The 11,351-nt window shown below is 39.4% G+C and carries 9 protein-coding genes, 1 rRNA gene and 1 pseudogene (1 of these 11 cut by a window edge); 5 read left to right on the top strand and 6 right to left on the bottom strand.

Going from position 1 to position 11,351, the window contains the following annotated elements:
* A 16S ribosomal RNA gene (locus ACOWPH_RS20670) occupies nucleotides 1-1,366 on the bottom strand (it extends 122 nt beyond the left edge of the window).
* Between the two features lie 559 nt (nucleotides 1,367-1,925).
* Between ACOWPH_RS20670 and ACOWPH_RS20665 the strand changes: the two are divergent.
* Nucleotides 1,926-2,149: pseudogene (locus tag ACOWPH_RS20665) on the top strand (IS982 family transposase); the annotation flags it as partial.
* Between the two features lie 478 nt (nucleotides 2,150-2,627).
* On the top strand, nucleotides 2,628-3,926 hold the full coding sequence (locus ACOWPH_RS20660; protein WP_015217265.1) for a voltage-gated chloride channel family protein: 1,299 nt from the start codon (nucleotides 2,628-2,630) through the stop codon (nucleotides 3,924-3,926).
* Between the two features lie 47 nt (nucleotides 3,927-3,973).
* On the opposite strand, the gene ACOWPH_RS20655 is transcribed toward ACOWPH_RS20660, so the two are convergent.
* Together ACOWPH_RS20655 and ACOWPH_RS20650 are read right to left on the bottom strand one after the other, a co-directional pair.
* Entirely contained in the window at nucleotides 3,974-4,294 is a 321-nt protein-coding gene (locus ACOWPH_RS20655; RefSeq protein WP_015217264.1) for a hypothetical protein, read from the bottom strand.
* Nucleotides 4,295-4,344: 50 nt separating this feature from the next.
* Nucleotides 4,345-5,946, bottom strand: a complete 1,602-nt coding sequence (locus tag ACOWPH_RS20650) for a peptide ligase PGM1-related protein (protein ID WP_015217263.1) — start codon at nucleotides 5,944-5,946, stop codon at nucleotides 4,345-4,347.
* 603 nt (nucleotides 5,947-6,549) lie between these two features.
* Between ACOWPH_RS20650 and ACOWPH_RS20645 the strand changes: the two genes are divergently transcribed.
* Nucleotides 6,550-7,407 carry an SDR family oxidoreductase gene (locus ACOWPH_RS20645; protein WP_015217262.1) on the top strand — a complete coding sequence of 286 codons (858 nt, stop codon included), beginning with the start codon at nucleotides 6,550-6,552 and terminating at the stop codon, nucleotides 7,405-7,407.
* Nucleotides 7,408-7,576: 169 nt separating this feature from the next.
* Nucleotides 7,577-7,834, top strand: coding sequence for a hypothetical protein (locus ACOWPH_RS20640; protein ID WP_042465473.1), 258 nt, complete (start codon nucleotides 7,577-7,579; stop codon nucleotides 7,832-7,834).
* A 35-nt stretch (nucleotides 7,835-7,869) separates the two neighbouring features.
* On the opposite strand, the gene ACOWPH_RS20635 is transcribed toward ACOWPH_RS20640, so the two are convergent.
* The 3 genes from ACOWPH_RS20635 to ACOWPH_RS20625 all read right to left on the bottom strand — a co-directional run bounded on the left by ACOWPH_RS20635 (nucleotide 7,870) and on the right by ACOWPH_RS20625 (nucleotide 10,583).
* Complete coding sequence (locus tag ACOWPH_RS20635) at nucleotides 7,870-9,417, bottom strand: mercuric reductase (protein WP_015217260.1); 1,548 nt, start codon at nucleotides 9,415-9,417, stop codon at nucleotides 7,870-7,872.
* 170 nt (nucleotides 9,418-9,587) lie between these two features.
* Nucleotides 9,588-9,794, bottom strand: coding sequence for a hypothetical protein (locus tag ACOWPH_RS20630; protein ID WP_015217259.1), 207 nt, complete (start codon nucleotides 9,792-9,794; stop codon nucleotides 9,588-9,590).
* Between the two features lie 369 nt (nucleotides 9,795-10,163).
* Nucleotides 10,164-10,583: a Fur family transcriptional regulator gene (locus ACOWPH_RS20625; RefSeq protein ID WP_015217258.1), complete on the bottom strand. Its 420-nt coding sequence runs from the start codon at nucleotides 10,581-10,583 to the stop codon at nucleotides 10,164-10,166.
* A 180-nt stretch (nucleotides 10,584-10,763) separates the two neighbouring features.
* Here ACOWPH_RS20625 and ACOWPH_RS20620 point away from each other — a divergent pair, with 180 nt between their 5' ends.
* The gene (locus tag ACOWPH_RS20620) at nucleotides 10,764-11,294 is read left to right on the top strand and encodes a peroxiredoxin (protein ID WP_015217257.1); all 531 of its coding nucleotides are present in this window, start codon (nucleotides 10,764-10,766) and stop codon (nucleotides 11,292-11,294) included.
* Nucleotides 11,295-11,351 lie beyond the last annotated feature (57 nt).

The raw sequence follows: 11,351 nt of genomic DNA, 5'->3' as shown, positions 1-11,351 counted from the left end.
CTTCCATGGTGTGACGGGCGGTGTGTACAAGCGCCCGGGAACGAATTCACTGCAGTATGCTGACCTGCAATTACTAGCGATTCCTCCTTCACGCAGGCGAGTTGCAGCCTGCGATCTGAACTGAGCTACGGTTTATGAGATTAGCATCACATCGCTGTGTAGCTGCCCTTTGTCCGTAGCATTGTAGTACGTGTGTAGCCCAAGACGTAAGGGGCATGCTGACTTGACGTCATCCTCACCTTCCTCCGGTTTGTCACCGGCAGTCTCTCTAGAGTGCCCAACTTAATGCTGGCAACTAAAAACGAGGGTTGCGCTCGTTGCGGGACTTAACCCAACATCTCACGACACGAGCTGACGACAGCCATGCACCACCTGTGTTCGCGCTCCCGAAGGCACTCTCTCCTTTCAGAAAGATCCGCGACATGTCAAGCCTTGGTAAGGTTCTTCGCGTTGCATCGAATTAAACCACATACTCCACCGCTTGTGCGGGCCCCGTCAATTCCTTTGAGTTTCACACTTGCGTGCGTACTCCCCAGGCGGGATACTTAACGCGTTAGCTACGGCACGGCTCGGGTCGATACAAGCCACGCCTAGTATCCATCGTTTACGGCTAGGACTACTGGGGTATCTAATCCCATTCGCTCCCCTAGCTTTCGTCCCTCAGTGTCAGTTACGGCCTAGCAGAGCGCTTTCGCCACCGGTGTTCTTCCTGATATCTACGCATTTCACCGCTACACCAGGAATTCCCTCTGCCCCGAACGTACTCTAGCTCTGTAGTTTCCACTGCTTTTATCATGTTAAGCATGACTCTTTAACAGCAGACTTACATGGCCACCTGCGGACGCTTTACGCCCAATCATTCCGGATAACGCTTGCATCCTCCGTATTACCGCGGCTGCTGGCACGGAGTTAGCCGATGCTTATTCCTCAGGTACCGTCATTTTTTTCTTCCCTGAGAAAAGAGGTTTACGACCCAAGAGCCTTCCTCCCTCACGCGGTATTGCTCCGTCAGGCTTTCGCCCATTGCGGAAAATTCCCCACTGCTGCCTCCCGTAGGAGTCTGGGCCGTGTCTCAGTCCCAGTGTGGCTGATCATCCTCTCAGACCAGCTACTGATCGTCGCCTTGGTAGGCTCTTACCCCACCAACTAGCTAATCAGACGCGAGCTCATCTCCAGGCAATTAATCTTTCACCTCTCGGCATATCCGGTATTAGCAGTCGTTTCCAACTGTTGTCCCCGACCTGAAGCCAGATTCTCACGCGTTACTCACCCGTCCGCCACTAAATCCCTAAGGATTCCGTTCGACTTGCATGTGTTAAGCATACCGCCAGCGTTCATCCTGAGCCAGGATCAAACTCTCCATTTTGGTTCGTTCTTCTTAAGCTCTAATTCTTTAACCTCTTCAATCCTCTATTTCTCTTTCCAGGATTGTTCAGTTGATTTTTTTGACGAGGAATGGTCGTCTTTATTCTTTCAAAGTATTATTATCTTTTCTCGGTTCAGCGCATTGGGCTTTTGCCCTCACCTAATAAACATACCAATTCTTCCTCTTTTCTGTCAAGGGGTTTTGAAAACTTTTTTTCGCGTTGGTTCTATGAACAGGCTCGATATGGCTGATAGCCCTATGGATAAAGGGTTTCATCGTTTGACTATGTGCGGGTATCTCTTTATCAAAGATAATAATGAAGATAGCTGTGTAGCGCTTCCTCGTCCACCGAGTGGCAATAACAGCAATATGTAAACTAGCTATGAATTTATCCCACTACTAAATCTAAACTATTTTATTGATCCGGATGTGGATAGTGGCAAGGTCTAAGCTGTTATACAGCCTAATTGTATAATACGCTTGATGATGAGTTGAAGTAGCAAAAAAGGAGGGGAAACCGCAAGAGAAAGGTAACAACACCAAAGCCTGAGGTATCTCCATAAATACGATAGACGGTTCGAGCCTGTTGACAACGTTTTTTGTATTAGTAGGCGACTGGTATCAGCACAAAGGCTATCGTTATTATTAGGTCTATATTATTAGGTCTATTACCAAGATTTTACAGATAGTGAAATGTTAACTTTGTTGGTAGCAATGGATTTTTTCCCCTACCCAGGTGAACAAAAGTTTTTAGGGTTCATACGAGCAAATTACTTGAGTTTATCCTTCTTCTGTCACTCTCCGAGTATTAATAATGAAGGAGTGAAAAGATAAAAACGCTACACGTGAGGTGTGACGATGGATGTGGAACCACAAATCCTAAGACATTTGGCGAGAGACGTACAATCAACAACGAGAGTGATAGATGAATATTGTAGCGAGTATAAAGACATATTTAAAGAAGTAAAGTGTTTAAACTCAAAAGGACACTAAAAGAATCAAATGAATATAAAACTAAAATTAAGATAGCTGCGGAATAATTTACGTTTAGTTATCCAACCTACCCTTCGTATTTTGGTTGATTTATCCCTGGTTAGAAATTTTCCTAAATTCTGATTTATTGCTTGGATTCAAAAATTTAATTGATGTAATGAATTCCAACCCTTTTATTCTTCTGGTTAATTTGGCTTATTTCTTTAATCCGGAGAGTGACAGAAGAGGGATAGTCTATTCAAATTATAAAAATACCTCTTTTAAATAAATGAAATACCTGCTTCAATTTGAAATATTTATTGCTTCTAGACATTTAATTAAATGGTTGCCAATTTCTTTTGTAATTGGTATTTTAGCCGGTGCTGTTTCTGCGGCTCTTTTAGTATCATTAGAATGGGCGACTAATTGGCGGCAATCTCATCAGTGGATTATCGCTTTTTTACCAATTGGGGGATTTTTCAGTGCTTGGATTTATCATTGCTTTGGAAGAAATGTAGAAGCCGGAAATAACCTTTTACTCGAAGAAATTCATAACCCTAAAAATATTATTCCTTTCCGTATGGCTCCCCTTGTGCTACTAGGAACAGACCTGACACATTTATTTGGTGGTTCAGCCGGACGTGAAGGTACAGCATTACAAATGAGTGCGTCTCTAGCAGATCAATTAACTAAAATATTGCATTTTAAAGGAGTGAGTCGGCGAATTTTGTTAATGGCTGGTATCGGCGGTGGCTTCGCTTCAGTTTTTGGGACTCCCTTAGCGGGAACAGTCTTTGGTTTGGAGATTTTAGCAATTGGCAAAATTCATTACGATGCCCTTTTTCCATCTTTAATTGCAGCAATTGTTGGGAATCAGATAACCTTATTATTTGGGTTACATCATACAGCATACAGACACGCTGCCATTATCCCCACAATGACAATTTGGATGTTTATCTCTGCTATTATTGCAGGTGCAATTTTTGGAATTGTAGCGAGAGTTTTTTCGCAAGTAACGCACAAAATTAATTATTTATTTAAAGCTAAAATATCCTATCCACCATTCCGTACTTTCATTGGTGGTGCTATGGTTGCTGCAATTGTTGGTTTAAGTGGGACTACTAAATATATTGGGTTGGGTATTCCGACTATTGTTGATGCTTTTCAAACTCAGTTACCTCCCTGGGATTTTGCTGCTAAATTAGGTATGACGGCACTCACTTTAGGGGCAGGTTTTAAAGGTGGGGAAGTAACTCCGTTGTTTTTTATTGGTGCTACTTTAGGCAATGCTTTATCATTGTTTTTATCATTACCTGCACCGCTATTAGCAGGAATGGGATTTGTAGCTGTGTTTGCAGGTGCAGCGAATACACCTTTGGCATCAATATTGATGGGAATTGAGTTATTTGGTTTAGAATCTGGGGTATTTATTGCTATTGCTTGTGTTGTCAGCTATCTATTTTCTGGTCATTCGGGAATTTACACTGCACAGCGTATTGCTTTAAATAAGTATTCATCTGCAAATCTGGAATCAGGATTGACTGTGGGTACATATAAACAAACAAAAAATATCCCAGAAAATGAATGATAAACCTACTCTAATTTGATAATTCCTTTTTTCAATTATGAATTATTTTAAGTCCATGTTTCAAATGTAAATTGAATTTCCTCTGACTTACAAAAATTACGAAACTCATCAACGGCTGAGGGATTACCGCTATATAATTTTTTTATTAATGCTAGTAGAACTTTATCTTTATCCTTTTTTACTACAGTTACCCAAAATTCATAGTCTGTATCACCCCAGGTTTCCAGGGGGGCTTTACCTATATCTTGCCCAAAAATGAGCAAGTCGCCTTTTTCATTTAATTCTGCATCAATGAAGCGTGAAGTTTCTCCCTTGTGTTCAAAAAGTCTAATACTAGCTGGGGTTGTTTGAGAATTATCTTTGGGCATAATTTTATATTTTGATTGGTTTAAATTGGTGTGTAATTTAGTTGAATGTATCAGTAATTGTATCCATCTTCAATCATGGTAAAATCATAATCAGCAGATAGGGTATGATTGTGTTTACCATTGGTTTCTTGATCAAGAACTTTGACAACTTTGTTATAAATATCTTCCGCTTGTTGGGGAGAATCACCAATACTAGTTAATCCTAATTTACCAAACTGGGAAAGACAACCCATGAGATGAAATACTGTACCTGTCTCAGTTCCACTATCAAAATGTAATCTATGGTGAGCGATGATATCCATTAAATCGTTTGGTAATAATCCTTTATAACGGTCTTTTTGTAAATTGTCTGTAGCGATGTAATATTTAGGTCTTCCTTGTTGGCTGTAAAATAATCCTGTGGATAGGTCATAGCGTCCATTGGTTAATAACTTTAAGGTCATGAAAGGGTGAGTAGTGCCACCTTTGCGGAGGTTGATTTCAATTGATTGAATATCCCATTGGCCATTACCTTGGTCTACGGTGACAAAATCAACACCAAATCTTTCTAATGTGCCTTTTTCTGCTAGTTTTTTACCTACTTTTAAGCCTAATTGCTGTAGTTGTAATCTATACTTTTCATCAGCAGGAAAGCTACAACCTAGATAAATCTGTCCGTCTGGTCCTCCCAGAATTTGGTCATGGGTGGAAAGGATTTCTACTTCTCCATTAGGTGTAATTCGTCCTTGGACGCTGGGAGAACGCTTGATTTCTCCTTCGATGTATGATTCTACGATCGCGCCTAACTCTGGGATGCGTTGGGAAAAATTCGCCCAGGTTTCCTGTATGGCTTGGAAGCGCATAGTTGAGAAGCGATCGCTAATTGCTGCGACTCTTTCACTATGAGAACCTTGCCCAGGTGCAATATCCACCAATGGACGGAGATCAAAAAGTGCATTTCCTTCTCCCGAAATTCCTTCATTAAGTTTCACAACCATCCGTTTTAAGGTCGGTTGACGCTCCCATAAATTAGCCGCTGCTACCGCTAAATCTGCGGTATTTTTCACCAGTTCGCTACCATCTGCAAGAGGTACACCACTTTCAGTAAAAATTTGCCTACTACCACTTTTTGTCCCCCAAATCTGTAAATCTGGTGCAGCAGCATACAGAGGTACATTTAATTTCAGTGATAATTCTGCTTCCCAAAATGTGGAATTGTAACAAGCCATAAAAGCTTTGTCTAATCGCAAAGCTTGACGAATTTTTTCTATCAAACGAGGACGTTCTAAAATCTTTTGGCTGAGAGGTCTCAGGGAAGAATCATAGGTCGCAAGTAGTAATAAGCGATGACGGGCATGGGAAAAAGGTATTCCTGGTAGTAGTTGTAAATAGTAATCAATAATGCTGGGATGTAGTGGCATTGATGTCACATAAATCAATCTAGTCCGGGGATTTCGCAAGCGCATCAAAGAAAACAGTAATCTTTCTTCATAATGTTCGCACCCTTCAATCTTTTGCATTTCCTGTTGGTCGATGCTCAAAGAGGGGATAATTAAAATATCCGCCTCGCTGTTGTCAAATAACTCACTAGTTTTCCAGCGATGGCGTAAAGTTAATTGTAAATTGCGAAACTGATCAACCTGTTCTAACTCAGAGATACTTATTGTCACCATAACCCATATCCTGACTAGATGCTATTTTTTACCTCATTATCTCAGGTATATCTCAAGGAATAGTTGAGACGCTAATTTAGTATGTATATTTTTGTAAAGGGCTTAAAGTTGAATGATGATCGTTGAGAGTGCAATATACTTCAATTGTAATCAAAATTATGCTTTTCATCTCCGGCTTATATCTTCATTTCTCTGTTCAAATTTAGCTAATTGATCATTCAATGTCTATATATTTCAATTCATAATTCCTACGTCTCAAGGTTGACAAAATTGATATTTCATTTATTTCTATGGAGCGATAAAATTTCACTAAATAACATTTAAATTAAGGGCAGATAGTAAGGATAAATCCTTTATCTACAGAGAGTTGTATACTTGTTTTCAGTGGTTGGATTAAGGTGTGCAGAGGTGGGGAGTAATATTGAAAAGCCGCCCATTGTCATTTTTTAGTGCATTGGGCTAATATTCAAGAAAAAAGTCTGAACTTGTAATCAAAGAACTAGTGGGAGCTAAAAAGTAAGCCTTGGGTTGATATTTCGATCCAAGGTTTATTCTTAGTAATTGGTAATTGGGTTTTAAATAATTAAATTTGGAGTAATCATTATGCCAAAACAAAAAACCATGCAACCGCCACAAACACAAGAAGCACCAGGTGTAGAATCAAAAATGGAACCAAAACCCAAAGCAGACAATGCTGAGTATCGGGGTAGTGGTAAATTAAAGGATAAAATCGCCTTAATTACTGGTGGAGATAGTGGTATAGGTCGTGCTGTAGCTATTGCATTTGCTAAAGAAGGTGCTGATGTAGCGATAGTTTATCTGCAAGAACATGGAGATGCGACAGAAACTAAAAATTTAGTTGAAAAACATGGACGAAAAGCAGTAACTATTACAGGTGATATTACCCATGAAGATTTTTGTCAACAGGCTATAGAGCAAACAGTAGATGAGTTTGGTAAACTCGATATTCTTGTTAATAATGCTGCTGAACAACACCCTCAAAATAGCATTGAAGATATTAGTCAAGAACAATTAGAACGCACTTTTAGAACTAATATTTTCTCGATGTTCTTTCTGACTAAAGCAGCTATGAAGCACTTACGCCAAGGAAGCTCTATCATTAATACAACATCAGTAACGGCTTATAAAGGCAGTGCTCAATTATTAGATTATTCATCTACTAAAGGTGCAATTGTTGCCTTTACTCGTTCCCTTTCACAAAACTTAGTATCCAAAGGAATTCGTGTCAATGCTGTAGCACCAGGACCAATTTGGACACCGTTAATTCCCTCAACTTTCCCAGAAGAGAAAGTAGAAAATTTTGGCGCACAAGTACCAATGGAGAGAGCCGGACAGCCGGAAGAAGTAGCACCAAGTTTTGTATTTTTAGCTTCTGACGACTCTTCTTATATGTCTGGTCAAGTATTACATCCTAATGGTGGTGAAATAGTCAACGGTTAATTTTTCAGGCTCAAGGAGATGGGAAAATTCGATATTTTCCTCTATCTCCTTATACTCAATCTGAATGAATGCAAAATCTGTACTTATTCCTCCATTAGAGGGATGAATCAATATTGAATGACTGATAGTATGTTTGTGCAATAAAGTATACCATCAAATAATTATGTCTATGGGTTCCCCAACAAAATTATATGGCACAGAACTAGTAGATTGTGCTAGAGCGAATGCCAAGTTAGGAATTGAAACAGCTACTTATCAATGTGGTTATGGCGATGATATCAAAAAGTTTTCCCAAGAACTTCGCCAAGCTTGTGAAACAATGAATTTAAAAGTTAAAGAACTTAATGAACTGATTACCGATCAGGATATGATTCTAACAATGGGTACAGGAGAAATTATTGCTCCTGATACGGCATCAGAACTTTAAAATAAGATGGGGAAAATGAATCAAATATCCCAGTCTCAAGACAATTTTGTTAAATACTCCAATATTTTTTTAGTTCTTGGTGTGAGTAGTGTGCGGCGATAAGCATCTGCTGCTTTTTTAATTGCTTCTGCTTGAGTTGGGTAAGGATGAATTACACTACTGAGTTTGCTCAGACCGATTTTATTGACAATGGCTGTAGTAATTTCCGAAATCATTTCACCTGCATGATTAGCAACAATTGTTGCACCGATAATTTCGTCAGATCCCTTTCTGTGGTGGATTTTCAGAAAACCAGATTCTTCACTATCTGCGATCGCTCGATCTACACTACTAAAAGGAATTTTAATTGTCGTGATCTCAATACCCAGCTTCTCAGCCTCGTCCGCATACATCCCCACATGAGCAATTTCTGGATCTGTGTATGTTACCCAAGGCATCACCAAACTACTTAACTGAGAACGTCCCCAACCAAAAGGCGAAAATAGCGTATTCTTAATCACAATTCGCGCCGCAGCATCAGCTGCATGGGTAAACTTCCAATTCATGCAGATATCCCCAGCAGCATAAATCTTGGGGTTAGTCGTTTGTAGATAATCATTCACCTTCACACCCAAAGTTTTATCGTACTCCACCCCCACCGTTTCTAAATTTAAACCTTCCACATTTGGCGCACGTCCCGCACCCACTAAAATTTCATTAACAGTCACAGAATCTCGATGGCCATGAGCAGAAAAATAAAGTCGCTTTCCTTCCGTAACAGTCACCACCTCTTCTAACTTAGAATTCAGCACCAAACGAATACCTTCAGCAATCAAAACCTTTTGTAAAATTTCCGCAGCTTCTTTATCTTCTTTATTGAGAATATGAGAACCATTATGAAATAATGTCACCTCACAACCCAGACGTTGAAAAGTCTGTGCCAATTCGCAACCAATTGGCCCCCCACCAATTACCGCTAACTTATTTGGTTTTTGAATTAGAGAAAAAACCGTTTCATTAGTTAAATAACCTGCCTCTTCAATGCCAATAATTGCAGGTTTTACTGCTCTTGCACCAGTAGCAATCACAGCTTTTTTAAACTTGAGAATTTTGCCACCAACTTCTACAGTATTCTTGCTTGCAAACTTACCATTTCCCAAAAAAACATCAACCCCTAAATTTTGAAATCTTGTTGCTGAATCATGATGACTAATACCTGCTCTAATGCGGCGTAATCTAGCCATAACCGTAGAAAAATCTACCTCAATATGTTGGGAAATATTAATACCTAAATCCTTAGCTTTCCAAATTTCACCAACTACACGCGAAGACCTAATGAGACACTTAGATGGGATACAACCGACATTTAAACAATCTCCACCCATGAGATTCTTTTCAATTAATGCAACTTTCAAACCCAAATCTAAACCCGCAGCACCCGCAGCTACCACTAATCCTGCTGTACCGGCACCAATTACCACTAAATCATAACAATCAACAGGTTGGGGATTAACCCAATTTCCTGGATGAACATTGGCTACCAGCTTCTGATTATACTCATCCATTGGCAAAACAGTCACTCTCTCAAATTCTGTAATAGACATTATGTATTATCTCTGAATGGTGATGTATAAAGTATGTTTTTGATTTTAGTCTTGAGTTAATCTGTCATGCTGTCTTTACAATCAATATAGCTTTATGAATATTTTGTCAGTTTTATATTTAACAGTTCTTCAGAAATAATAACTATATAAATAAATCAATACGCTTAGTGTTAAGAAATTCGGTCTAACACCTGAATACGACCTTTAACCACACGGCGCAAAAGTCTGTTGAGTGCTTCTTCTTCTTCTTTATCCTTGGATTCGTCTAAAATAGCTGCCATTAGCCCATAGCGGTCAGCTAGAGTCAAAACCCCTGTGTCAGCAGAAGAAGCAATAATTTCCGAAACAGCACCAGGAAGGATTTGGATGTGAAACATGGGTTTGGACTGTGAACTCTATTAATTTAATATCTCCTTAAATGTGATTTATTCGGGTGATTGACATAATATATTTAGTGTGATAAATATCAAATTTTTTTGTGATTGAAATATCAAAAAACTAGTGATTTGCGTCACATATACTATACATCAAACTCACGTTAAACATACGTTATTCCGAACCCTTGTTGAGACGTTACACGGGTAGGTATTCTCTACTCTAAAATTTTTTTCACTTCTATGTAGAAACACCGATTCATTAATTCCAAAAATCTAGTTTACGTGATCAAAAAGCTTGATCTGTCATTGATTAAATGAGAAAAAACCAGTTTTGTCTTCACGATTTCGGATACTAAATCAGTCTTACATTTAATCGCCGCAGGCATCGCATAAACCCTGAACCGTGACTTCATAAGTTTCCCCGCGCAAACCAGGACGTAGACTATTTAGCCCAATAAAGTTGAATGTATTCCAAGCAATATCTTCAATTGCACCACATTTATGACAGCAAAAATGATGATGGGGTAGAACATTAGCATCGTAGCGAGAAACCCCCTCTTGTAATAGCACTTCCCTCACTAGTCCCACTTCTCTAAGTGCTTGGAGAGAACTATAGATTGTTGCTTGAGAAGAAACAGGAAAATCTTTATTCAGATCAGTCAGTATTTGCTCAACTGTTGGGTGATCTGTGCGACATAACAGATTTGCATAGACCGCAAACCGCTGAGGAGTCACCCTCAAACCCTTGGATTTTAAGGTTTGAACAATCGCGTTTGCTTGTTCCTGCATGATCGTTGCCGTATTTAAATAGTTTTTTGTTTTTATTATAGTCTACCAGATTAAGGAATTAGTATCATATTGATCTTTTTATCATATTTAGGTATTTATAACTATTGAGTATTTATTAAATAAGAATTATTCTGAGATATATCAGGAAAACATAAATTCACACATCACCAAGAGGTCAATATGGCTGTAATCGAAACCGTTCCTAACGTTGTCTTTAAAACCCGTGTCCGTGACGAATCTATTGGTGGACCCAACCCTTTCCGCTGGCAAGAACGCACCACTCAAGAGTTATTTGCTGGTAAGCGGGTTGTTGTGTTTTCATTGCCTGGTGCTTTTACCCCTACCTGTTCAACCTCACACCTACCCCGTTACGAAGAACTCTATAAAGATTTCCAAGCCTTGGGAGTTGATAGTGTCATCTGTGTATCTGTAAATGATGCCTTTGTTATGTTCCAATGGGGTAAGCAGCAGAACGCAGAAAACGTCTTCCTGCTCCCCGATGGTAATGGTGAATTTACCCGTAAGATGGGGATGTTGGTTGATAAAGCCAATTTAGGCTTTGGAATGCGCTCTTGGCGCTACTCAATGGTGGTGAATGACGGCAAAATCGAAAAGATGTTCGTTGAGCCAGGTTTCGATGACAACTGCCCTACAGACCCCTTTGAAGTATCAGATGCTGATACCATGCTGGCTTACCTGAAAAGTGCCTAGACTGGTATTGCTGTCTAACTTTGAGAAAACGTGATTTCATCAAAATAAGGGCATGAT

The sequence above is a fragment of the Anabaena sp. PCC 7938 genome, from assembly GCF_049315035.1.
Classification (GTDB): domain Bacteria; phylum Cyanobacteriota; class Cyanobacteriia; order Cyanobacteriales; family Nostocaceae; genus Anabaena; species Anabaena cylindrica.
This window is presented reverse-complemented; position numbering and strand designations above follow the sequence as displayed.

Coding starts and splice junctions, on each gene's coding strand:
- ACOWPH_RS20660 (WP_015217265.1), top strand. CDS start 2,628: ATGAAATACCTGCTTCAATTTGAAATATTTATTGCTTCTAGACATTTA.
- ACOWPH_RS20655 (WP_015217264.1), bottom strand. CDS start 4,294: ATGCCCAAAGATAATTCTCAAACAACCCCAGCTAGTATTAGACTTTTT.
- ACOWPH_RS20650 (WP_015217263.1), bottom strand. CDS start 5,946: ATGGTGACAATAAGTATCTCTGAGTTAGAACAGGTTGATCAGTTTCGC.
- ACOWPH_RS20645 (WP_015217262.1), top strand. CDS start 6,550: ATGCCAAAACAAAAAACCATGCAACCGCCACAAACACAAGAAGCACCA.
- ACOWPH_RS20640 (WP_042465473.1), top strand. CDS start 7,577: ATGGGTTCCCCAACAAAATTATATGGCACAGAACTAGTAGATTGTGCT.
- ACOWPH_RS20635 (WP_015217260.1), bottom strand. CDS start 9,417: ATGTCTATTACAGAATTTGAGAGAGTGACTGTTTTGCCAATGGATGAG.
- ACOWPH_RS20630 (WP_015217259.1), bottom strand. CDS start 9,794: ATGTTTCACATCCAAATCCTTCCTGGTGCTGTTTCGGAAATTATTGCT.
- ACOWPH_RS20625 (WP_015217258.1), bottom strand. CDS start 10,583: ATGCAGGAACAAGCAAACGCGATTGTTCAAACCTTAAAATCCAAGGGT.
- ACOWPH_RS20620 (WP_015217257.1), top strand. CDS start 10,764: ATGGCTGTAATCGAAACCGTTCCTAACGTTGTCTTTAAAACCCGTGTC.